The organism is Paenibacillus sp. Cedars, assembly GCF_003184205.1.
Classification (GTDB): Bacteria; Bacillota; Bacilli; order Paenibacillales; family Paenibacillaceae; genus Paenibacillus_AQ; species Paenibacillus_AQ glucanolyticus.
Window position 1 is genome coordinate 3,695,947 of the sequence record NZ_CP020866.1, and the last position, 24,144, is coordinate 3,720,090.

Below are 24,144 nucleotides of genomic sequence, written 5' to 3' on the forward strand. Positions count from 1 at the left end.
GAAATAGCTGGAAAATAGGAAAACCGGAGCATTCCCCGTAAGGAAGACTCCGGCTCCAATAACATTTATTTAATTATTGACATAATCCTGGTGGCCGCCCCAACCCAGCGGATAAGTATCGCTAATGCTGACCGGGAGTTTCCCTTCCGGTATCACCTTGCCCAACAAGACGCCGGCAGCCGCATTCATATAATAAGGTGTGTTCTCGTAACTGCACAGATATGTTGCAACGGGAGGAAGGTCATTCATATCATATGGATTGCGGGTTGCAACAACAACGATTGACACACCCTCAAGCTCAGCCAGCTTATTCACCAGCTTCTGTTGTCCCGCGGGGAGACGGCTCTCCGACGTGTACGTAGCCACTACAATTTGTCTATAGCCTTCAGCAGCCTTAACTGCTTGCTCTACCTCCGCATCCGACATATCGGTTCCGACACGCAGATCGTCTGCCTGCACCCCATAACTTCTCAGCGCATCGCCTAACGTATAGCTTTTGCTCCAGGCTTCATCCACCTGGGTAGCTTGCAGCAGCTCTGGCCAGATAACCGCAATCGCTTGCTCTGCCTGAAGTGGAAGCTGGCCTTCGTCTTTCACCAGCGTGATTCCTCTGCCCGCGATTTGGGCCAGTAATTGTTTGGTCTCTTCCGTCACCTCTCCAATCGATTGGACCGGCAGCTCTTCGGCAAGCTTCGCATTGCGCTCCTTGAGCGCTAATATCCGCTCTACAGACCTGTCGATCAGGTTCATGGACAATCTTCCGCTTTGAACGGCTTCAATGACAGCTGTAATCGCTGCGGTCTGCTCTGACAGGGTATGGCTGACCAGCACGCAGTCCGCGCCGGCTTCAATAGCACGAATCGCTCCTTCAGGAATGCCATACTCTTTGGAGATGGCATGCATCTCTAGACAGTCTGTCACGATCAGCCCTTCAAACCCCATCTCCTCTCGAAGAAGTCCGGTCAGCACGGCATGCGAGAGGGTTGCCGGGAGATCACTCGATTCGATTGCCGGGAAGCTGACGTGCGCGGTCATAATCGCATCAACGCCAGCCTTGATCGCTTGCGCGAAGGGGTATAATTCTACACGGCGAAGCCGTTCCATATCATGCGGCACAGAAGCCCGCCCCAGATGGGAATCGACGCTGGTGTCGCCATGTCCGGGAAAATGTTTGGCTGTTGCAGATACTCCCTCTTCCTGGTATCCCTTAATCGCAGCTGTCCCAAGGGCAGCAACGGCTTCCGGGTCTTCACTGAAGGAACGTACGCCGATCACCGGATTGCGAGGGTTGTTGTTGACATCCAGACAAGGCGCAAAGTTCATGTTCACACCGAGTGAACGAAGCTCACGCGCCCCAATCTGTGCCACCCTGTAGGAATCTTCCGCGCTTCCCGCTGCGCCAAGCGCCATATTACCAGGAATGCGGCTGATGCCTTCATGATCGATTCGTGCAACCATGCCGCCTTCCTGATCAATCGAGAGCAGAAGCGGGAGCTTCTGGCTGCCTGAGGCGAGCTGCTGCAACGATTCCGAAAGCTCGGCCAGCTGGGGCAGCGTTCTCACGTTTCGGCGGAAATAACAGATACCCCCGACCTGATATTGATCGATCAGTATGTTTGCATGTTCATTCGGCGTTAGGGCATTGAATCCGCATATAAACATTTGCCCCACCTTTTGCTCTAAAGATAAATCCGCTATCGTCCATTTCATGGTTTCAAAAACCTACTTTCTATCAATTTAAGGACCATGCAAGGCTGGTTGAGCGGGTTCGTATGATGACTTGGCAGCCCGCATTCGTACAGGGCAGATCTAGACCGTTGCCTCCCCGGACATTTCCCGGAATTCGGATGGCGTCATGCCCGTGGCCTTTTGAAACACCTTGGTGAAATAACGGCGTTCATGATAACCGACAAAAGAACCGATCTGCGCAATATTCTTATCGCTGTTCACAAGCAGAAACTTGGCAGCCTCCATTCGCTGTCTCGTCAAGTATTCCACAAAGGTAAGACCCACATGGTTCTTGAACAATAAGCAGAAGTAACTTGAGCTGATGCCCAGATGTTCCGAGAGCTCCTCAATGCCCAAATCCTGCCCCATATGGGTATTGATATACTCTAATGCGGATGTAACCAATTGGTCGGGTGTTTTCTTGACAGCTACAGGATTTGGAGCCTCATCAATTAGCGAAACGGTGCTGTAATACTTCTCTTTCGCTCTCTTCTTGCGGATTTCCTCCCCAATGTCCCGAATCTTCATCTCCAGTTCACCGTAATGAATCGGCTTGCTGATATAATCTTTAACGCCAAGTTTGATTGCTTCCCGCGCATATTCAAATTCCTGATAACCCGTCAGCAAAAAGATTTCCGCCTTGCTCCCCTTATCGCGGATCTTCGTAATAAAGGACAATCCATCCATCACAGGCATCCGGATATCCGACAGAATCAAATCGAGATGATGCTGATCAGCTACTTCAAGTGCCTCCATCCCGCTTCTGGCAAGTCCGACAACCTTCATCCCCATCTCTTCCCAAGGCAGAACCCTGCTGAGATTGTTCAAGATGGGAGCCTCATCGTCAACTAATAATACCTTCAGCATGCTGCCCTTCCCCCCTGTCATAATTGGGTATGACACATTGTATAACGGTTCCGCCAGGACGGCTGGAGCATATGAACAGACCGTAATAATCCCCGTACTGAATCCTTAGCCGGTCTGCCACGCTTCGCAGTCCTAGTCCACGCCGTTCCTGGTTCACTTTAAGGTTCTGCATCGTTGTCTGTTCGGACACGTTATCCTCGGATACCATATATTCAAACATCGACAGCTGTTCGGAGGTCATTCCAAGCCCGTTATCCTCCACCCGGATGAAAACATTCCCGAGTTCCTTCCACGCGGATATGCGAATCATTCCCGTATAGGCTATCCCTTCAAATCCATGCTGTATGCTGTTCTCGACAAGCGGCTGCAGCGTCAGCTTCAGGATACGGCTGTGCATGAGCTCCCTCGGAACGTCGATTTCATATTCGAACAAATCCTCGAACCGAAACTTCTGAATTTCGAGATAACTCTGCAAATGCTTGATTTCTTCCTCGAGTGTGATCTCTTCCTTGTCCTGTATACTGATTCGCAAAATGCTGGCAAGCCGGTATACCATTTCACTGACCTTGCGCCCTTCATTCTGGATGGCAAGGACATTGATAGATTCCAATGTATTAAAGAGAAAATGCGGCTTAATCTGTGCCTGCAACACCCGCATCTCTGCTTCGGTCTTCTGCCGCTGTTCCTTCTTGATCTGCGCAAATAGATTGTTGATCCGGTTCATCAAATTGTTGAACCCTTTCGAGAGGAGCAGCAGTTCATCCTCTCCCTTCTCTTCAACTCTCGCGCTCAAATCCCCATCCTCCACTCGGCGCATAAAGCGTACAATGACAGCGATCGTGCCGGTAATCCGGTTCATGAACAGACGGTTGAACACAATGGCTGTGACAAGGCTGATGCCCATAATGACAAAGAACCATTTGGCAAAGGAAGTAACCTCCTGCGACAAAGAATTCCAATCGGTAACCGAAACGAGATTCCAGCCATAATCGTTCAGATGATAGATGGAGACAATGTTCTCATTGCCGTTAAACTTGGCTTTAAAGCTCTGGTAGCCTTGTTTAAACTCGACTTTTTGCTTCATATACTGACTGATATTTTGGCCATCCATATCATTCTTTGGATCAAAGAGGATTAATCCCTCATTATTAACTACCATGAATGAGGTGTTCTGCAGATTGTTCGGGAGTGTAAGGTTACGGAAGATCTCTTCAAATTCCCATTTTTTGATCTGAACAACAAGAATACCTAGCTTGCGAAGTGTGGAGACATCCTTAATGAGCCTGATCTGGGTGAAGACCGGGTCCGCACCCGTCAATTCCGGAAATTCATGCGGAGCCAGCCATTTGGGAATTCCGTTCAGTTTGACAACCTCTTCATATAGAGGACTATTCTTAAATTGTTCGTAAGGCAGGGTTCTGAAATTTTCTTTACTAAAAATCGGAATCGGTGGCGACTCTTTGCTGAAATGATACAAAAACGCATAACTGATCGCAGGATGATTATATAGAAGGTTTCGAAAACTGCGCTGTCTGTCATTGAGTTTCAGCTGATCCGCATTTGATTCCTTGATCAGATTTTGCGCATCGGGGTCCTTGGCATTCAGCGCCATCGCAAATACGGATGTGGCAATCCCGTTATCCGTGACATATTCCATTTCCTTAAACACGTTCAGAATGCTGTAACTGATCGCTTTAAGGGAGTACTCGGCTTGCTGACTGTACTTTTTCTCAATCGAGTTATAGGTAATAAAGAAAGTAAATAGACCTAGCACAAATAACGGAATAATAATGAGCCCCAAAAAGGCCGTGAATAGTTTGTTCCGCAAATTCATACGCATGCTCCCGCTCCTGTATTACCCCTTGACACTTCCTGCGGTGACACCTTCAATAATCTTCTCTTGTAGAACTGCATAGATGATTAGGACCGGAAGTACGCTGAATACGATACCCGCCGACATCTGCGCGTAGTTCATATTATAGGCGTCTCTGAAACCGACCATTCCGACAGGCAGCGTTCTCAGTTCATCATTAGATAGGAAATAGTTAGCAAGCAAGAATTCGTTCCAGTTACCGAGGAAGTTGATAATGAAAACGGTAACGATGGCCGGAACGGTTAGAGGTAAGATAATTCTAGCAAACAACCCGCCAGACCTCAATCCATCAATAACTGCCGCTTCTTCTATTTCTCCGGGCAACGACCGCATGAAGGCTGCCAGAATAATGACAGAGAAGGGTATCGCATTAGCAACATACGGTAGAATGAGAGCCATATGTGTGTTCAAAATGTCGAGCTGTCTCATCATGCCATAAATCGGCAGCATCAGAGAATTGTTAGGAATCAGCATCCCTATTAAAATACATTGGAAAACAATTGCGCTGATCCGGTTGTACCGCATGCGTGTGACCGCAAATGCCAGCATTGCCGCAAACAGGATCGACAAGCAGGCAGACAGCACGCCGATGTACAAGCTGTTCCAGAAGTAGGTGCTGATCTTGGCGTTAACCCACGCATTGACGTAGTTATCGAATACAAACGTGCTTGGCAGTCCAAACGGGTTCGACGCGATGGACTGATTATCCACTTTCACGGAAGAGAACAACACGAACAGGAATGGATAGAGAATAATGAGCAGATAAGCCATCAGGAATATATGCGGGATCAGTTTCTTAAGTGCTCTCATCAGTATTCAATCCTTTCGTTGCGACGTGCAATCAGCACCTGGTAGAGCACGGTTACGATAATCGTGAAGAGGAAGATCAACACGGCAATCGAATTGCCAAAACCATGTTTGAAACTCGTAATTGCATATCGAATCATATATGTTGCCATAACGTCGGTTGAGCCGGCCGGCCCGCCCTTGGTCATAACCAGAATAATATCCGCCGCTTTCATGGCTCCCGCGATCGAAAGCATGATCACTACAGAGATAATTGGCATAATTAATGGAAGCGTGATTTTCGTGGCTCTCTGAACGCCTGTCGCACCATCCATCGCGGCAGCCTCATCAAGTTCCTTAGGTATGGATAGAATCGCCGCAAGCACCATCACGATGTAAAAGCCGGTCCATTGCCAGCCGTTCGTAATGAGGATGGCAATCATGGCCCATTTTCGATCAGACAGCCAGTAAATTGGCTCAACGCCAACCAATCCTAAAATTTCATTCATCAGGCCAAAGTCCGGGTTGTAAATGAATCCCCACAAAATGCCGATAACTGCTGTTGACATAATAGATGGTGCAAAAACCGCTGTCTTGTAAAGTCCCTTCAGACGTTTCACGTTTGCAATAAGCAATGAGAAAATCACGATAATCGGAACCTGGATCAAACAGGAAAAGAGAATGAAATAAACGTTATTCTTAACTGCTTTCCAAAAAGCATCGTCATTAATTGCGGTAACATAGTTATCAAGCCCAATGTACTTCACATCTTTGGAGATGCCGTTCCAGCTCGTAAAGCTGTTATCAAACGCAGTGAAAATCGGGTATATGAAAAAGGCCAGAAACAGTATGAATGCCGGCAGCACAAAAACGATGTAAATCAGAGGATTTCTCAGCGCTTTGTTCATGGTAACCTCCGTATTTATGTCTGTAATTTAGACGAAAGGGCACCCCCATGTCTAGCAGCGGGTGGTGCCCTTTAACGTCTAATCTTGATTATTTATTCCTCTGCAGCGTTAGCCGCTTCTTGTGCTGCTTGAACATTCTCCAGCATCTTCTCGGCATCAAGCTCGCCGCCGATGACCTGTTGAATCCCCATGCTCAGTGCCGTATTCACGTCTGCTTGAACAAGTGCATCAAAGGCAGGGAAGGAATATTTGATTTCACTTACCCCTTTGAAAATATCCTGCATGAGCGGATCGTCCGAAGTGGAGTTCATGGTTGCCAGATCCATCTTCATCGCCGGCAGCACGCCGTCTTCTTTCAGACCGCGAAGCTGCATTTCATCTGTCCACATATTTTTGATGAATTCTTTAACCGCTTGAAGTTTACGAGGATCCTCAGCCACCGAAGCAGAGAAACCGTATCCATTATTAGCATCCTGCATGACAATCACAGGATCGCCTTCATTAACCGGAGGCAGGTTAAAGTATCCGATCTTGCCTACCATATCGCCTGCTTGAGCCGGATCTCTGAATACGGAGTTAGCCCACGATCCGTCCATCATCATCATAGCTTCGCCGGAGATGATCTGGTTTCTCATGTCCGCATACTCGAAACCGAGCTCGCCTTTTTTGAAGTAACCCTTTTCAACCCATTCCTGATGTTTCTTCACGCCTTCTACGACTTTCGGATCGGTCCATTTGGTTTCTCCGGTCTTAAAGCCATACGTAACTTCCGCTCCTGCATAATAGCTCCACAGATTATTCGTGGTCATGAGCGGAATCCATGCGTCCTTGGAGGATTGTGCAAACGGAATTTTTCCGTCGGCTTTGATTGTTTCCGCAATTTGCTCCAGCTGCGCCAAAGTTTTCGGCACGGTCAGACCTTTCTGTGCAAAGTAATCCTTGTTATAGAAAATCCCTTCAATGGAGCCGCCGATTGGCAATCCGTAAATCTTGCCTTCATGCGTGAATGGATCCAGTGTTGTAAATTTGTCTTTAATGCCTAGTTCTTCCAAAATAGGGGTTAAATCAAGCATCAAGCCTTCTTTGGAATATACGCCTGCGTCCGGGCTTCCGAACACATCGAATACTTCCGGCGGCTTACCTGCGGCCATCTCGCCTCTTAATTTCTCTTTACGGTTCACTTCGGAGTCTACTGCGTCCAGCTTGATTTTAAGCCCGGGTACAGCTTCTTCGGTTTTGCTGACCACATCGTTCAGCAATGCAAGACGGAACTTCTTGGATTCACCTACCTGCGTATGGCGAATTGTAATTTCAAACGGTTCATTGCTGGCCGCGCCTTCCGTACCACCTGATGGTTTCTCTGCTCCGTTGTCACCGCATGCGGACAAAAGTGCGGACGAGACGAACAGAAGCGACATTAATAATGCCAGACCCTTTTTCTTCATTGTCTTTGACCCTCCCGAAGTATTTGTATATTTGATAGGCGTTTTCCTTACATCTTCATTATAGAAAGCGATTCCACTTTTCGATAGGTCGATATTTTTCTATCTAAGGGATAAAATCCTCCACAAAAAACAATAACCCTTCCATAATGAGGAAAGGTTATTGTTAAAAATAATAACATATTATGTTCAGTATAATACAACAAAATTAGTTCGCCACCGATTATTTTTGCTCGGCTGCTTCGCCAATCAACTGATAAGCGCGTGCGATTTCTTCCTCTGACGGTGACGGAACTCCTTCTAGCGGATATGCCATTCCGAGTTCCTTCCATTTGTACACACCCATCTGATGGTAGGGCAGAATTTCGAATTTATCAACGCCTTGTAAAGTGCGAATAAATTGACCGAGCGCCCTCAGGTCGTGTTCGCTGTCATGGATACCCGGCACATATACGTGCCGGACCCACATTTTTCGACCATGGTGGGACAGCCAGCGGGCGGTCTTCAGCGTCCTCTCATTCGACTTCCCGGTCAGCTTGATATGCTTCTCATCGTTGATATGCTTCAGATCGAGCAGAACCAAGTCGGTATGCTCCAGCAGCTCCGATATTTTCTCCGGCTCATTATAACCGTTGCTGTCAAGGGTTGTGTGCAGATTCCAGCGGCGCTTTACTTCCTTAAACAGCTCGGTTACAAAAGGATACTGCAGTGTCGGCTCGCCTCCGGATACGGTCAGCCCTCCACCGGAAGAACGATAGTAACTTAGATAAGGCTCAATCTGAGCCAGCACATCCTCTACCGTCATTTCCTGTCCTTCATGCAATCCCCACGTATCCGGATTGTGGCAATATTGACACTTCAGCAGACATCCCTGCATGAAGAGTACAAAGCGGATACCTGGACCGTCCACCGTTCCGAACGTTTCTATGGAGTGTATATGACCTTTAAGCATAGGGCGTCATCCTTTCTGTATCCGCTGTTGTTACTTTCCATTCTTACATCGTACCGTGGAAGGTACGATTGATCACGTCGAGCTGCTGTTCGCGTGTCAGTTTGACAAAATTGACCGCATACCCGGATACCCGGATCGTTAACTGCGGATAATTCTCCGGATGTTCCATCGCATCCATCAGCTGCTCCCGGTCAAACACGTTCACGTTCAGATGATGAGCCTTGCTTCCAAAATATCCATCCAGCATCGCAACCAGATTGTTCACGCGAATCTCGCTTTCCTTCCCGAGGGCTTTCGGTACAATCGAGAATGTATTCGATATCCCGTCAAGGCTGTCCTCATAAGGCAGCTTGGCCACGGAAGTCAATGAAGCGAGGGCACCCTTCTTATCGCGTCCGTGCATAGGGTTCGCACCCGGCGCAAACGGCTCGCCCGCCTTGCGGCCATCCGGTGTGGTTCCCGTTTTCTTGCCGTATACGACATTGGACGTAATGGTCAGCACCGATTGGGTCGGCATCGCATCGCGGTATGCCTTGTGTTTGCGAATCATGCTCATGAAGGCTTCAACGAGTTCTACGGCGATGTCGTCAACCCGATCGTCGTTGTTACCGTAGCACGGAAAGTCGCCTTCTATTTCAAAATCAACTGCAATCCCTTGCTCATTGCGTACAGGCTTCACCTGTGCATGCTTGATTGCACTCAGCGAATCCGCCGCTACGGACAGGCCCGCTATACCGCATGCCATCGTCCGCAGAATATCCCGATCATGAAGCGCCATTTCAATCCGTTCGTAGCTGTATTTATCATGCATATAGTGGATCACGTTCAGTGTGTTCATATACAGCTTTGCAAGCCATTCCATCATCGGCTTGAATCGCTTCATGACCTCGTCATAACTCAGAACCTCTGCCGTAATAGCGGGGTATTCCGGACCAACCTGGGCGCCGGATTTCTCATCCTTCCCGCCGTTGATCGCATACAGGAGCGCTTTGGCTAGGTTGGCTCTGGCTCCGAAGAACTGCATCTGTTTCCCGATGCGCATAGCGGATACGCAGCAGGCAATCCCGTAATCGTCTCCGTAAATCGGACGCATGAGATCATCGTTCTCATATTGGATCGAGCTGGTTTCGATCGATACCTTCGAGCAGTATTTCTTGAAGCCTTCGGGCAGTTTCTCAGACCATAATACCGTCAAGTTCGGTTCCGGGGCAGGGCCCAAATTGTACAACGTATGCAGGAAACGGAAGCTGTTCTTGGTTACTCTTGTTCCCCCATTTAACGACATACCGCCAATCGATTCTGTGACCCATGTTGGATCACCGCTGAACAGTTCATTGTAGTCCGGTGTACGCAGGAACTTCACGATCCGTAGTTTCATGACAAAATGGTCAACCAGCTCCTGTGCAGTCTCTTCCGTCAGCTTGCCTTCAGCCAGATCACGCTGGATGTAGATATCGAGGAAAGTAGATACCCGGCCAAGCGACATGGCTGCGCCATTCTGTTCCTTGATAGCAGCTAAATAACCAAAATACAGCCATTGGAATGCTTCCTTCGCCGTATTCGCAGGCTTCGAAATGTCAAAGCCGTGCATGCCCGCCATTTCCTTCAATTCCTTGAGTGCATGGATTTGCTCGGACAATTCTTCCCGCAATCGGATCACCGGCTCATCCATCGCATCAACCTCAAGCTCGCTCAGCTCTCGCAATTTATCCTGGATCAAGACATCTACACCATACAAGGAGATTCTGCGATAATCGCCAATAATACGACCACGGCCATAAGCATCGGGAAGACCTGTAATAATCCCTGCCTTACGGGCTGCCCTCATCTCCGAGGTATAGGCATCAAACACGCCCTGGTTATGTGTTTTGCGTATGCCTGAGAAGATGTCCACTACCGCTTGCGGCATTTCAAAACCATATGCGTTGCAAGCATCAATCATCATTCGGATTCCGCCGAACGGTTGTATCGAACGCTTGAACGGCTCATCCGTCTGTACGCCGACGATCTGTTCCTTCTCCTTATCCAAATAGCCAGGTTGATGGGACACAATCGTGGAAGGCGTATTCACATCGACATCCAGCACCCCGCCGTTATCCCGTTCTTTTTTGGTTAAATCCGATACGATATCCCAGAGTGCCTTCGTGTTGTCCGTTGGTCCTGCCAAAAAATCATCAGAGCCATAATAAGGTGTTATGTTCTCTGCAATAAAATCATTAACGTCAATCCGCTTGTTCCATTTACCTGATTTAAAACCTTTCCAGCCCACTTCTTTTTCAATCACCGACATATTGAATCCCTCCTAGATTATGCTGCAGCTTGCCGCACAGGCGGAGTCACACATTGATCCATCTCAGATCTTAATGTGATTATTTTCACGATCAATGCTGCCTCGACCCCGCCGTGTACCTTCAAGCTTCTATATCACAGACCTGAGATTCAGCTTTCTTCTACACTTTTATTGTAATCCTGTTTATTCTCAGCATCTGTGATAAAAATCACAAACTTATCTTTTCCCGTGATTTTTATCACTCTGTTTTACCCGCCCGCTTCTGTTATGCAGTCCGCAGTCCACAACCCGTCTCTTGTATTTCTTGGATTTAAAAGCGGCCGTAGAACGTGTTGCGGTATACTTCCGCAAGCTCTGTGACAAGCGGCAGCTTTGGATTGCTCGTAGTGCACTGGTCTTCAAAGGCCCGGTCCGCCAAATGCTCAACACGTTTCTCAAAATCTTGAGGATCGATTCCCAGCTGCTGGAACGACTCTTCGATGCCCAGCTTCTTGTTCAGCTCTCGGATTGCACCGATCAAACTGTTGACGCCCTCTTCCGTCGTTCTTGCAGACAAGCCCAGAATCCTTGCAATTTCTGCATATCTCTCATCGGCTACAAAGTGAGTGTATTTAGGCCAAGCGGCAAATTTGGTTGGCTTCTTGGCATTGTAACGGATGACGTGCGGCAGCAGGATTGCATTGGTTCGCCCGTGAGCTGTGTGATACTGGCCGCCCCATTTATGCGCAAGGCTATGGTTGATGCCAAGGAATGCATTCGCGAAGGCCATGCCGGCAAGCGTCGAAGCATTATGCATTTTCTCTCTGGCCAGCTTGTCGCCGGTAAGCGCCGATTGCTCAAGATACTGGAACACCAGCTGTATGGCCTTGATTGCCAAACCATCCGTGAAATCGTTAGCCATGACCGATACGTACGCCTCGATGGCATGTGTCAAAACGTCCATCCCGGTATCCGCTACCGCTGTTTTTGGCAGGGTGTATACAAATTCCGGATCGATAATCGCAACATCCGGGGTCAGCTCATAGTCAGCCAGCGGGTACTTGGTATTCCCCAGCACTTTATCCGTAATGACCGCAAACGAGGTCACTTCCGAGCCCGTTCCCGAGGTGGTTGGAATGGCAACGAATTTTGCCTTCTGTCCAAGCTTCGGATATTTATAGACCCGTTTGCGGATATCCATAAATTTTTGCTTCAGATTATTGAAGTCCGTATCCGGGTATTCATAGAACAGCCACATCGCTTTTGCTGCATCCATCGGCGAACCGCCGCCGAGGGCAATGATGCAGTCCGGCTGGAATCGCTTCAGCATCTCCGATCCGCGTTCTACCGTCGTTGTGGAAGGATCCGGCTCAACCTCCGAGAACACCTCGATAGCAACCGGCACTCTGCGCTGACGCAGATAGTGCTCTACCCGCTCTACGTAGCCAAGCTTCACCATCATCGGATCGGTTACGATAGCAACCCGGGTAATATCGGGCATTTTGGCAAGATACTGCGTGGATCCTTTTTCAAAATAGATTTTATCCGGCACTTTAAACCACTGCATATTCACGGTTCTGCGGTTCACCCTTTTCACGTTGATGAGGTTGACGGCTGTTACGTTCGACGAGGTAGAGTTACGGCCATACGAACCGCAGCCCAGCGTCAACGATGGCAGGTTCGTGTTGTAGATGTCACCAATCCCGCCTTGCGAGGATGGCTGGTTCACCAGAATACGGCAGGTCTTCATCCGGTCCGAGAATTTCATGATGATTTCCTCATTGTGCGAGTGGATGACCGACGAGTGGCCCATACCGCCAAATGCTACCATTTCTTCCGCGCGCGTAATTCCTTCCTCTGCATTTTTCACTTTATAGCAGGCCAGAACCGGACTGAGCTTCTCGGCAGACAGTGGATATGCAGGACCTACTCCCTCCAGCTCGGCGACCAGAATTTTGGTGCTCTCCGGCACTTCAAAGCCGCAGGCCTCGGCAATCTTGAATGCCGGCTGTCCGACGATTGACGGATTAACCGCACATTTCTCCGATACCATCGCGTGTGCAGTCAGCTTCGCCAGTTCCTCCCTGTTTACGAAATAACAGCCGCTGGCCATCATTTTTTTCTTCACTGCCGTATAGATAGGCTCCTCTATAATGACTGCCTGTTCAGAAGCACATATCATACCGTTATCAAAGGTCTTGGACAGAATCAGGTCATTTACCGCCTGATCCAGATCTGCACTCTTTTCAATGAAGCAAGGCACATTGCCGGGTCCTACACCAAGCGCAGGTTTACCGCAGCTGTAGGCTGCCTTTACCATCGCGGATCCGCCGGTAGCCAGAATGCAGGCAACATCAGGATGGTTCATCAGTGTATTGGTTTTATCCATGGAAGGAGCCTCGATCCACTGAATGCAATCGGCCGGAGCACCTTGAGCAACAGCAGCATCCCGCAATATCAGGGCAGCTTCCCTGCTGCATGCCTGTGCGGATGGATGGAATCCGAAAATGATCGGGTTTCTTGTTTTGATGGAGATCAGTGCCTTAAAAATTGTTGTGGAGGTGGGATTGGTTACCGGGGTAATCCCCATGATGATCCCGATCGGCTCCGCAATTTTTTGAAAGCTGTCAAAAGCGTTATCCTCAATGACACCCACCGTTTTGTCATACTTGATGCTGTTGTGGATGTACTCTGTGGCAAACAAGTTTTTGATAATTTTATCCTCATATACACCGCGGCCAGTTTCTTCTACAGCCATTTTTGCCAGCTGCATATGCTTATCAAGGCCTGCGATGGCCATCGCCTGCACAATCCCGTCAATTTGCTCCTGATTCAATTCCATAAACTTTTCTTTCGCCCGGTTCGCTTTGTCAATCAGACCTTGAATGTACTCCCCTGCTGTCTGTCCCTTTACTTCGCTCGTTCCTTTACTCACAGCCATATCTCTCATCCTCCCATGGTTCATGATTCTTTCTCTTCTACGGTTTGATCGTATCACAGCCATTTCTAAAATCATGTGAAATATTTCACAATATTAAAATTTATCTTTTCTGTGTGATTTATACCTGTCTTCGCCCTATTTCAAGTGAAAGAGATCACAAAGTTTGAAAATTCGCCATCATTTCCCTCTTGTTCCGCCCCACAAGTGAATGTTTTCACGTTATAATGTATTTAAAGATTAAACAGATCAAATTTTAGGATGTTAGGGGATACCAACATGAAAACTGTAGACAATGTAATGGAAATCGAAAACCTAGGGAACACCCAGTGCTTCTCGGAACAAAACCGCAACCGTCTGCTGGTCACCATGAAGGAAAGAGTACTCCCTGAAGGCTCCCATTTGTTCTGGGAAGGTGACTTCGCCGACAAGTTGTACTTCGTGAAACAAGGAAGAATTAAGTTAACTAAATCGACTGATGAAGGCAAAGAGCTTATTCTATATATGTATCATCCAGGGGATATGGTCGGTCAGGCCGATCCATTCTTCAGCACCAATCACAGCTTCTCGGCAGAGGTGCTTGAGGATAGTGTGGTCGGGGTTATCGAGCATAAGGATTTGGAAATGCTGATCTGTCAGCATTGTGATTTTGCCATTGATTTTATGAAGTGGATGGGCATTCACCACCGGATCACCCAGACCAAATTCCGTGATCTTATGATGTACGGCAAGCCGGGTGCATTAACCTCGACGCTGATTCGTCTGAGCAATACGTACGGTCAGCATCAGGCAGATGATACCATTCTCATTAATAAGAAGATTACCCACACCGATCTCTCGAACATGATTGGGGCAACCCGCGAAAGCGTGAACCGGATGCTGAGTGATCTCCGTAAAAAAGACGCCATTGAATATGCCGGTGGTATGATTGTCATCAAGGATCTGCCGATGCTGCAGGAAATATGCCATTGCGAGATGTGTCCGCTCGAAATTTGCCGGATTTAATGTCACTGCGTCTCGCTGTGCATAATATACAGCCTTTTGACCACAATAAACCTTGTCTTTCCAAACCAAAATTAAAGGGAGTGCTCAGCATGCGTGAAGGTTTGATTCCTGCTGTTCTTGGAACTGTGGTTTCTGCTTCGGGTGCCGCTCTGCTTAGCAGCAAGTATAAACTTGCCGCAACCGGTATTCTCGGCTTCGGACTGGCTCATCTTGTGCTTGGTGCGATTGACCTGGTGGAACACCGGTAAACGATTGGAAAGACTGCACGTCATAAACACACCTTCCTCTAGAGGGTGTGTTTATCTATGTTATATGATCTGAGCCTCCATATAGGCTCGTTCTCCGCTTGGCACTTTCAGATAAGGCCGGATCCCGGCAAACCCCTTCGCATCCAGATCCACACCCGTCATCCAGTTTCCCTCCAGCCAGTCACTGCCCGATTGCATAATGACAGCCGGTGCCTGAATATGTTCCTGATACAAAATGACGCCACCTTGAATAGCCTTGAACGTCTTCCCTTGCTGCAACAAGGGTTCGGCACTGATGTACGTCGGCACAAAATAAGCAGCAATCACATCCAGCTCCTCCCCGTCAAAAAACGGCTCACTGCCGAGAAATGGATGGAGCATTGCAATCTTCTCATAATGGGACCAGATTATCATCTGCAGAAATCTGCCCAGACGCCCCTTATCCTGCCCGCCGGTTGTTTTTGATTTATCCGTTTCATAACCGATGAATTTCCATCCACGGGGACCCTTCACCCATTTCTGAAACATGTCGTTCACATCGCTGCAATTCCGGCTGGCGGCATCCGCCGATTCTGGGCTTGTTCCGGATAAAGCCAACCACAGCGGCTCGGGCAAATACTGACTCAGCATCCGCTTGGTCTTCTCAAAAATATGAAGGACTTGCATTGAAGCGTTTTCAAGTTCTGAGATATCCTCTTGTCCATAATGAAAATGGGAGATATACGTTCGCTTGATCATGGGCTCGCCTCCTTGATTTACCGCTGGGTTATATACATCATATAGCAGGTGCATCGGATTGGTGCATGTCCACATATCTTGCTTCATTGTAAAAAAATCATACTTCAAATTTTGAAAAAAAACCCTGAAATGAGTTGTCTCATGCCAGGGTTTAATCGTCAACGGGGATCTTAAGATGACTCATCTTTCGACCCATTGCTCTGCCCAGGAAGCCACTTGTTCCATTACCGGACGAAGTGCATTCCCTTTTTCAGTTAGTTCATATTCGATACGTACCGGCGTTTCCGGATAGACATGACGAATCAATATGCCTTCGCACTCCAAATCCTTCATCCGCTCCGAGAGCATTTTGTCACTCATGGACGGAATCAAATTGGAAATATCCTTAAAGCGCTTAGGCCCGCTCATCAATGTCTGAATAATCAAACCGTTCCACCGTTTGCCCAGAAAAGAAAACGCAGATTCAAAACGGGGACACATCGTAACATTTGTAACTTCCATATCTCTTCACCTCTTTACGAAGTCACCTTGTTTATAGAAACTCAATAAACTAAACCATAATTCTTGCAAAACTTACGAATTGTAAGTATGTTTCATTTTAGCATATTTTCGAGAAGCTGAAAACCACCTAGCCCCTTTTTCCCAGAAAATCAGCACTTATCCTGAAATCATCCGAGCCAATATATCCAAATCGGACTCGATCAAACGGGATAATTTCCTATTATACAGTACCGCAGCTGGATGGAACAGAGGAAAAATCATATAGGTTTCGGTTGAGAACCTATATCCAGCCGAAGCATCCTCCAGGCTAATCGCCTGTTGTACAGGTCCCTCGATCAGCTTTCCATGCAGCGATGTCACCGTTTCATGGCTTCCGATCAGCCGATGCAGCGCGGTATTTCCCATGGGAGCGATGATCTTCGGCTGGACCCATCTGATCTCTTCATCCAGCAAGGGCGCATGCGCCAAAATTTCCGCTTTGGTGGGTGTACGGTTCGAACGGCTGATGATGTTCTCACCGGACGCCCTCACGATCACCTTCTCCTTATAGGGCCTGCTTCTCATGGCACTGGTAATATACACTTGCTCCCGCGTCAAGTTCAGTCGCTCCAGATAAGCATTCATCTCCTGACCGGCCTGCCCTACAAAAGGTCTTCCTTCCAAAACCTCATGGGCCCCGGGCGCTTCTCCAACAAACATCACGGCTGCGGAGCTTGTTCCTCTCCCCAGCAGAAAACCCTCAACAGGTTGATGAGCCAGCCTGGCCTGGCATATGGCGATAATGGTGGGATCGACAGGTGCGCTTTGTACTTCATTCATGCGTACAGCCCCCTTCTTGTATAACATACAATACCCCATACTTACGTATATTCTATCCCTAGCCTCCAAAAAAATTTACGATTCTGCCGCCGCAACTGGAAAACGAGCCGAACAAGGACAGATCCTTGAACGACTCGTCGTTGTGTTTACTTAAGTACGCTTGTATAAAAGGCTTAGACTAGTACTGGAAGCGCACGAACAGGCTGGCTGTTGCCGAATGTTTGCTTACCTGCAGTTGAATGAGCCCAGTTGATAGCGTTGGTTATCACTTTCAGTACTTCGAGATTGTAGTAAGTTGGATAGGTCTCGTGTCCCGGACGGAAGTAGAAAATGTTCCCATGACCGCGCTTGAACGTACAGCCGCTGCGGAAAACTTCGCCGCCTTCGAAATTGCTGACAAATACCAGCTCATCCGGGGCTGGAATATCAAAGAACTCCCCGTACATTTCCTCATGCTCGATCATGATAGGACCCGTAATTCCCGCCGCAATCGGATGCGTTGGATTTACACTCCAGATAATTTCCTGCTCGCCGGCTTCGCGCCATTTCAAATCACAGCTCGTTCCCATCAACGCTTTGAACGGTTTGGAAAAATGCCCCGAATGAAGAACGATCAGACCCATACCGTCCAGCACGCGCTTAACGACTTTGCTGACGATCTCGTCACTAACCTGGTCATGAGCCATATGCCCCCACCACAGCAGCACATCAGTCGAATCCAGTACATCCTCAGTCAACCCGTGCTCTGGCTGATCCAGCGTTGCCGTTCTGATGATGAAATCCGGATTATGCAGACCCTCCGCCAGGGCTGTGTGAATCCCTGTCGGATATACACTCCGAACCTCATCATGGATCTTCTCGTGTACGAACTCATTCCATATGGTTACATTAAGCATGTTGCTGTTCCCCCTAATTGCGTATTCGCTAGGTTGCCCTAAGATTTTAGACCCACCACATTTCTCCGAGCGGCTCTTCGATCAGCACTTGCTGAAGGTTTTGCACCGCTTTGGAGAAGCCTTCTTCGATGGACATCAGTCCATCTTCATGTTCAATACTTACTACATAGTCATATCCAACCAGACGCAGAGCACTCATCATGTCTGCCCATTCCTTCACATCGTGTCCATAACCAACGCTGCGGAACTGCCATGCACGGTCCAGCATTTTTTCATAAGACTGCATATCGGTCAGACCGTGCTTGTTCACGTTAATCGGATCGATGCTTGTATCCTTCGCATGGAAGTGATGAATAGCTCCCTCGCGGCCCAGAATTTGAATCGCTTGAACAGGATCAATTCCTTGCCACCACATGTGGCTCGGGTCAAGGTTCGCACCAATGACTTCACCCGCTGCTTCACGCAGTCTGAGAAGTGTGCCTGGCGTATGAACCGAGAAGCCGCCGTGCAGCTCAAGACCGATTTTAACGTTACGGTCAGCGGCGAATTTACCCCACTCGGTCCAATAAGGAATGACCTTGTTGTCCCACTGCCAAGTCAGAATCTCTTGGTAGTCGTTAGGCCAAGGTGCTACCGGCCAGTTCGGATATTTAGCATCCTCATGATCGCCCGGGCAACCGGAGAAAGTATTAACGACAGGCACTTCCAGCTTCTCTGCAAGCTCTACCGTTTTTACATACACATCGTGGAACTCTTTAGCGATTGCCTTTTGCGGGTGGAGCGGATTGCCGTGACAGCTCAGTGCGCTAATGATCAACCCGCGGGACTCTACCGCGTTCTTGAAGTTTTTCAGTGCTGTTTCATTTTCAAGCAGCTCTGCAGGGTTGCAATGTGCATTGCCCGGGTAACCGCCAGTTCCAATCTCAACCGCTTTAAGACCCTTGGATGCCACATAATCCAAAGCATCCTCCAGCTTACGTCCGCTCAGCAATACCATAAATACGCCTAATTTCATTGTGTACCTCCTGGTTTTTCATTTTGTATTTGTATTTCTTGTCAGGTTCTTAATTATCGAAATAAACGGCTTTTCCTGTCTTGGCTGATTCATAGATCGCTTCCAGAATCTGCGTTACCACAAAAGCCTGTTCCGGCTTAACAACAGGGTCTTTATCTTCAATAATGGCTTCAATCCACATTCTTGCCTCGCGGTCTGCGTCGCTTTCCTTGGAACCGGAGTAGAACGCCACACCGCCAGCATTCAGATCCACTTTGGTTTCATACAGTCTGCTCATTTTCTCCCCGTTAATGCGCAGACCGTCCTTCATGTCAGCTCCGCCTTCAGTACCTGCCAGAACGGCCTTGGCTTCGCCAGTCTCAACAACGTTAAGCGCCCAGCTGGATTCCAGAACAATCGTTGCACCGTTCTCCATGGTGATGAATCCGAACGCTGAATCCTCCACCTTGAATTCCTTCGGATCCCAAGGACCGAACGCATTCGCAGCATTCTCACGATGTCCCAGCTTATGGAAGGTTGATCCAAGCACACTCTTCGGCTTGTAGTTGTCCATCAGCCACAGCGTCAAGTCCAGCGCGTGGGTACCGATATCGATCAGCGGTCCTCCGCCCTGCTTCTCTTCATCAAGGAATACGCCCCAAGTCGGAACGGCACGGCGGCGGATGGCAAGTGCTTTACCGTAATAAATCTCGCCGAGCTCGCCTTCTTCACAGATTCCTTTCAAATACATGCTATCGTCACGGAAACGGTTATTGTAACCGATGGTAAGTTTTTTTCCGGTACGCTCTGCAGCGTCCAGCATCGCCTTGGCTTCAGATACCGTCTTGGCCATTGGCTTTTCGCACATAACGTGCTTACCGGCTTCCAAAGAGGCTACCGTAATTTCAGAGTGGGAATCGTTTGGCGTACATACATGGATGACATCAATACTGCCGTCTTGAAGCAGCTCTCTGAAGTCCGTATATACTTTGGCACCTTCGACTCCGTACTCATCGGCTGCTTTTTGCGCACGCTCTTCTACGATGTCGCAGAAAGCTACCATTTCTGCCTGTGCCTGCTTCTTCAGGCTTGGCATATGCTTGCCGTTGGCAATTCCCCCGCAACCGATGATTCCGATCTTCAATGTTTTCGACATGTCCATTTCCTCCCATACGCATCTGTTAATTTTGGATACACTCCAAATATTATTGCAACGCTTTCATGCGGATTGCTGCCAAGAGTTCATTCCTGCCAAATCCGTCAGAAGCTGGTTTGCAAGTACTTCATAACCAGTTTACAAGAATAGAAGCCGGGCTGCCAGTTCGCTAAAGGCTCATGGATACATACGAGAAAACCAGGACCTGCCTGCTCGCCATTCAGTCACTCACAGTGCCATTTATTCAGCAGATTCTGCCTGCTGCGGCGATGGAAGTCTGCCATAACGGTATGTGCTTTGCAGAACAATATGTCTGCCTTCAAGCGACGACTGCTGAAATGACTGCATGATCTCCAGCACATGATAAGCCAAGCGAGCGCTGACGCGGTGGTCCTTCTGCTCATGGATCGATTGAATCATGTCATCAATGCCCAGACCCCGCTCATTCTTGCCGCATTCAAATACAGGATCCAGCAATTCCCACTCTTCGGAGCCTGGTTTACGAAGCTTTACCTCTCCATTGAAGAAATTGGGATCACCCAAACTAAGACTTCCCTGGGTACCGTAGATTTCAAGCCATGGCAGTCCAGAACCGCCGAAGATATCAAAACTTGTAATCATGGTCGCAATGGCACCGTTCTCAAAATCCATCGTTCCGGCTAAATGCGTCGGTGTTTGCACTGTTATCGGTTTTCCCTCCAGCGGGCCGGAGCCGACAACGCGGTCGGGAATCTGAATGCCTGTGGATGCGCTGATCCGGCTTGCAGGACCCAGCAGCTCAACCAAGGCCGATACATAATAAGGCCCCATGTCCATCATGGGTCCTCCACCCGACGCGTAGAAAAATTCAGGATTCGGATGCCAGGCCTCCGGACCGGAACCCATCATGAATGCCGTAGCAGCGATAGGCCTGCCAATCAGGCCGGATTCAATGGCCGCTTTAGCCGTTTGTACACCGGATCCCAGAAAAGTATCGGGTGCGCAGCCGACACGAAGGCCTTTTTGATCCGCAAGATTCAGCACACGGCGGCCTTCATCAAGGGTAATAGCCAGCGGCTTTTCACTGTAAACATGCTTACCTGCTTCCAGGGAGGCAATATCAACATTGGCGTGGCTTGACGGAATGGTCAAATTAATAATGAACTCAATATCAGTCTGTGCGAGCATCTCCTCAACGGTATACACGTTCGGGATGTTGAACTCATCAGCTTTCGCTTTCGCGTTTTCGATAATAAGGTCAGCACATGCCACGATTTCAACCCAAGGGCTGTTCTTTAAGTTCGTGAAGTATATGCCGCTGATGTTTCCGCAGCCAATTATACCTGCTTTCATTTTTTTCATCGCTGTCACTCCTTGAGTGTTTAGATGTGCTCTAGACTAGTACAATGGTATTCTTTTATGCTTTCGTTTAAAATGAAGAATATGATTAAAACATGAACAATCTGGTCATTATTTTCTTATTCTTCAAAGGGGACTTTAGCAATGGATTCAAATCTTTCCAACCAAGTCGTAGCAGCAGATTTCTCTTTTCACCGCAAACCTTTCAAGATGTCCCTGGCGGACGGTTTTGATACCTACTTAATGCGATGGCAGACCGACGGAAAATGCCGCGCGAAAATCGATGATAAACTATCGCTCGTTGAGGCCGGAGATCTGTTGATTTTCACTCCCGGACAGCCATACGAGCTCCGAATTGATGATGAATACAACGCTTTGGGAGAGTTAACCATTGAAAGCGGGGATTATCATATTTTTTTCAAAGGGCCTTGGGCTGATGCATGGTGGAATTCGAAGAAACGGCCCACCAAAATCCGTGTTCCGCTCGAAGAACGCTACCTGGGTCTGTTCAGGCAAATCCTGCTGGAGCAGCGGCGCGTATCCGATCCTTATCCGGAAATCTCCGATTATACAGTGCGCATTCTGTGCCTCGAAGTGGACCGTCTGCTGTCGGAGCAGCCTTCGACGACGCCCAAGACGTATCTTGCTTATCGCATGAAGAATTATATTGAAGAGAATGCCTCCTCGATGTTCAAGCTGGAGGATGTTGCCGCCCATGTCGGGATCAGCGTCTCCCGTGCGGTTCATCTGTTCAAGGAGGCATTCGGTACAACCATCATGCAATACACCATGGACGTGCGTCTGAGCATGGCCAAGGAACGGATTGTGTTCAGTCCTCTTTCGCTGGAGGATGTAGCCGAAACCTCCGGCTTTGCCAACTACACTTATTTTCACCGTGTTTTCCGTTCGCGATTCGGTGTTTCGCCTAAACAATTCCGGATGGCCAGCCGAACGTCAAATTAATGAGCCATTCTGACCATAAAAAAGCGGGTCGACCAAGGTTTTCTCCTTGATAGACCCGCTTTTGCCTAAGATCACATGTAAGATATGCCATGAGTTCACGCTTACTTCTTATCGGCACCAAATGTGGCTACTGCCTCAGAGACAACGATCGCCAAATCCTCGTTTCCGAATAATGACAGCACTCCAAGCAGGGTCTGATCCGGTATCTCACCCGCTTCTTCCTTAGGCACCGTTAATGCCAGAACCCGGGTCAACTGATCGTTGGCGGGCTGACTCGGATATGCTTTGCGGTAAAGTTCGGCTGGATCCAGACCGTGATTCACGCACCACTGGGCAAATACGAGGATCATCATATCCTCATCCTGGCGGTACGATTCCGCAATCCGTTCTTCCATGGATTTTCCGGCTGCTGACTCCATGTAATAACTCCTCCTCATGCGATGGGAACTTCTTTGTCGTTCCTTTCGTCCATGAAGATATTATACCGCTTATTGCACCCTATACAAAACCAAAGCTAATCGACCATCTTTACATGGACCGGATTCCTCTTCGCTTTGTCCTCATTCTTCTTCTTCATCCAAGTTCCAACACCAATGATAATGGCGATGACCAGAATTTCAAAACCGTACTTCAGAAAGTCATTTGAGAACCAGTCATGAATCATGGGCTCTGCTACGATCATCTTCGATGCTGTCCATGCAAGCACCGCTGCACCGATGGTAATAATGATTGGAAAGCGATCTGTCAGCTTCAGGATAATGGTACTGCCCCACACCATAATGGGAACAGAAATTGCAAGTCCGATAATGACGAGCATGAAGCTTTCACCCGCTGCTCCGGCTACCGCAAGGACATTATCGAGTCCCATCATGGCGTCCGCGATAATGATCGTACGGATTGCTGCCCACATTTGGTTGCCGGCAGATATTTCATGCTGTTTCTCATCCACCAGCAGCTTGTAAGCGATCCACAGCAGCGCAATGCCGCCGATCAGGCGCAAGCCGGGAATCATTAGGAGCTGTACAACGAGAAGTGTAGCCACAATCCGAATGACAATCGCACCAACGGTACCCCACAGGATAACCTTCCTCTGGTCTTCTTTCTGGACATTACGAGCCGCAAGTCCGATAACAATGGCATTATCGCCTGCCAGCACCAGGTCAATGAGGATAATCGACAGCAGTGCCGTCCAAAATTCCACCGACATCAAATCCATGCTTCTCCCACCCTTTCTTTGATTTCTTTTAGGTTTCCACCTGCGAATGCCCTCCATCCAAAAAAAATGCTGTTACCTTAATTTATAAGGTCTACAGCGTTTTTTGAACGCAAAAAGAGACCTTCACCTCATTCATAAATAAATCAGGCAAAGGTCTCGCTAAACAACAAATTCGTTGCCAATAAAGCCGGGGATGATTAGTCCCGTCATGACGACTTTATTTATGATATAGAACTTATGAGTAATCAGCAGAGCTGACTAAACCCTATATCGCAAGAAAACCAAATCTTGAATCGCGGTCACTCATCCTTGAAAAAGGCCACGATATAGGTTTTCTTATAAAGCTACTCCCCTTTGGGATATTCAATTTTACATATTATAACATATGGAAAATCGCTTGTATATTCAATTTTTTCCATAAAGTCATAGTCTCTCCGCACCGAAAATCGGGCAGAATTCCCGCTTTTTTGCTATTATTATGCTATTCAGCTTTATCATGCAAAGCGA

The 24,144-nt window shown here is 48.2% G+C and carries 21 protein-coding genes; 3 read left to right on the top strand and 18 right to left on the bottom strand.

From position 1 onward, the window contains the following. Positions 1 to 69: 69 nt before the first annotated feature. From nagZ to adhE, 9 genes are all read right to left on the bottom strand, one after another. Positions 70 to 1,710: a beta-N-acetylhexosaminidase gene (gene nagZ / locus B9D94_RS18680; RefSeq protein WP_148247686.1), complete on the bottom strand. Its 1,641-nt coding sequence runs from the start codon at positions 1,708 to 1,710 to the stop codon at positions 70 to 72. A 99-nt stretch (positions 1,711 to 1,809) separates the two neighbouring features. Next, positions 1,810 to 2,595: a response regulator transcription factor gene (locus B9D94_RS18685; RefSeq protein WP_006209341.1), complete on the bottom strand. Its 786-nt coding sequence runs from the start codon at positions 2,593 to 2,595 to the stop codon at positions 1,810 to 1,812. Then, positions 2,573 to 4,429 carry a cache domain-containing sensor histidine kinase gene (locus B9D94_RS18690; RefSeq protein ID WP_006209340.1) on the bottom strand — a complete coding sequence of 619 codons (1,857 nt, stop codon included), beginning with the start codon at positions 4,427 to 4,429 and terminating at the stop codon, positions 2,573 to 2,575. Before B9D94_RS18690 ends, B9D94_RS18685 begins: the two co-directional genes overlap by 23 nt. 21 nt (positions 4,430 to 4,450) lie before the next feature. After that, positions 4,451 to 5,278, bottom strand: coding sequence for a carbohydrate ABC transporter permease (locus B9D94_RS18695; protein ID WP_006209339.1), 828 nt, complete (start codon positions 5,276 to 5,278; stop codon positions 4,451 to 4,453). Then, the gene (locus tag B9D94_RS18700) at positions 5,278 to 6,162 is read right to left on the bottom strand and encodes a carbohydrate ABC transporter permease (RefSeq protein WP_006209338.1); all 885 of its coding nucleotides are present in this window, start codon (positions 6,160 to 6,162) and stop codon (positions 5,278 to 5,280) included. Before B9D94_RS18700 ends, B9D94_RS18695 begins: the two co-directional genes overlap by 1 nt. A gap of 92 nt (positions 6,163 to 6,254) precedes the next feature. Next, the gene (locus B9D94_RS18705) at positions 6,255 to 7,607 is read right to left on the bottom strand and encodes an ABC transporter substrate-binding protein (RefSeq protein ID WP_148247687.1); all 1,353 of its coding nucleotides are present in this window, start codon (positions 7,605 to 7,607) and stop codon (positions 6,255 to 6,257) included. A gap of 220 nt (positions 7,608 to 7,827) precedes the next feature. Then, positions 7,828 to 8,556, bottom strand: a complete 729-nt coding sequence (gene pflA, locus B9D94_RS18710; RefSeq protein ID WP_063479085.1) for a pyruvate formate-lyase-activating protein — start codon at positions 8,554 to 8,556, stop codon at positions 7,828 to 7,830. Positions 8,557 to 8,599: 43 nt separating this feature from the next. Beyond that, complete coding sequence (gene pflB, locus B9D94_RS18715; protein ID WP_148247688.1) at positions 8,600 to 10,846, bottom strand: formate C-acetyltransferase; 2,247 nt, start codon at positions 10,844 to 10,846, stop codon at positions 8,600 to 8,602. A gap of 310 nt (positions 10,847 to 11,156) precedes the next feature. Continuing rightward, positions 11,157 to 13,766 (bottom strand): bifunctional acetaldehyde-CoA/alcohol dehydrogenase, encoded by a 2,610-nt coding sequence (adhE, locus tag B9D94_RS18720; RefSeq protein WP_148247689.1) that lies wholly within the window; start codon positions 13,764 to 13,766, stop codon positions 11,157 to 11,159. A 276-nt stretch (positions 13,767 to 14,042) separates the two neighbouring features. On the opposite strand from adhE, the gene B9D94_RS18725 reads away from it, so the two are divergent. Continuing rightward, entirely contained in the window at positions 14,043 to 14,768 is a 726-nt protein-coding gene (locus B9D94_RS18725; RefSeq protein ID WP_036636723.1) for a Crp/Fnr family transcriptional regulator, read from the top strand. Positions 14,769 to 14,857: 89 nt separating this feature from the next. Next, positions 14,858 to 15,016: a hypothetical protein gene (locus B9D94_RS18730; protein WP_006209333.1), complete on the top strand. Its 159-nt coding sequence runs from the start codon at positions 14,858 to 14,860 to the stop codon at positions 15,014 to 15,016. 60 nt (positions 15,017 to 15,076) lie between these two features. Here B9D94_RS18730 and B9D94_RS18735 read toward each other — a convergent pair whose 3' ends face one another. From B9D94_RS18735 to B9D94_RS18765, 7 genes are all read right to left on the bottom strand, one after another. Further along, positions 15,077 to 15,754 (bottom strand): hypothetical protein, encoded by a 678-nt coding sequence (locus tag B9D94_RS18735; RefSeq protein WP_036636721.1) that lies wholly within the window; start codon positions 15,752 to 15,754, stop codon positions 15,077 to 15,079. 180 nt (positions 15,755 to 15,934) lie between these two features. Continuing rightward, positions 15,935 to 16,255, bottom strand: a complete 321-nt coding sequence (locus B9D94_RS18740) for a winged helix-turn-helix transcriptional regulator (RefSeq protein WP_006209331.1) — start codon at positions 16,253 to 16,255, stop codon at positions 15,935 to 15,937. A gap of 156 nt (positions 16,256 to 16,411) precedes the next feature. Further along, entirely contained in the window at positions 16,412 to 17,074 is a 663-nt protein-coding gene (locus B9D94_RS18745; RefSeq protein ID WP_036636718.1) for a uracil-DNA glycosylase, read from the bottom strand. A gap of 173 nt (positions 17,075 to 17,247) precedes the next feature. After that, a complete protein-coding gene (locus B9D94_RS18750; RefSeq protein ID WP_148247690.1) occupies positions 17,248 to 17,970 on the bottom strand; it encodes a ThuA domain-containing protein in 723 nt (240 codons plus the stop codon). Between the two features lie 46 nt (positions 17,971 to 18,016). Then, positions 18,017 to 18,985: a sugar phosphate isomerase/epimerase family protein gene (locus B9D94_RS18755; protein WP_006209328.1), complete on the bottom strand. Its 969-nt coding sequence runs from the start codon at positions 18,983 to 18,985 to the stop codon at positions 18,017 to 18,019. A gap of 49 nt (positions 18,986 to 19,034) precedes the next feature. Continuing rightward, positions 19,035 to 20,120: a Gfo/Idh/MocA family protein gene (locus B9D94_RS18760; RefSeq protein WP_006209327.1), complete on the bottom strand. Its 1,086-nt coding sequence runs from the start codon at positions 20,118 to 20,120 to the stop codon at positions 19,035 to 19,037. Between the two features lie 240 nt (positions 20,121 to 20,360). Continuing rightward, positions 20,361 to 21,461 (bottom strand): Gfo/Idh/MocA family protein, encoded by a 1,101-nt coding sequence (locus tag B9D94_RS18765; RefSeq protein ID WP_006209326.1) that lies wholly within the window; start codon positions 21,459 to 21,461, stop codon positions 20,361 to 20,363. 141 nt (positions 21,462 to 21,602) lie between these two features. Between B9D94_RS18765 and B9D94_RS18770 the strand changes: the two genes are divergently transcribed. Beyond that, on the top strand, positions 21,603 to 22,421 hold the full coding sequence (locus B9D94_RS18770) for an AraC family transcriptional regulator (protein ID WP_006209325.1): 819 nt from the start codon (positions 21,603 to 21,605) through the stop codon (positions 22,419 to 22,421). 101 nt (positions 22,422 to 22,522) lie between these two features. Here B9D94_RS18770 and B9D94_RS18775 read toward each other — a convergent pair whose 3' ends face one another. Next, complete coding sequence (locus B9D94_RS18775) at positions 22,523 to 22,840, bottom strand: protein YxiS (protein WP_006209324.1); 318 nt, start codon at positions 22,838 to 22,840, stop codon at positions 22,523 to 22,525. Between the two features lie 95 nt (positions 22,841 to 22,935). After that, a complete protein-coding gene (locus B9D94_RS18780) occupies positions 22,936 to 23,637 on the bottom strand; it encodes a TerC family protein (protein ID WP_006209323.1) in 702 nt (233 codons plus the stop codon). Positions 23,638 to 24,144: the final 507 nt, after the last annotated feature.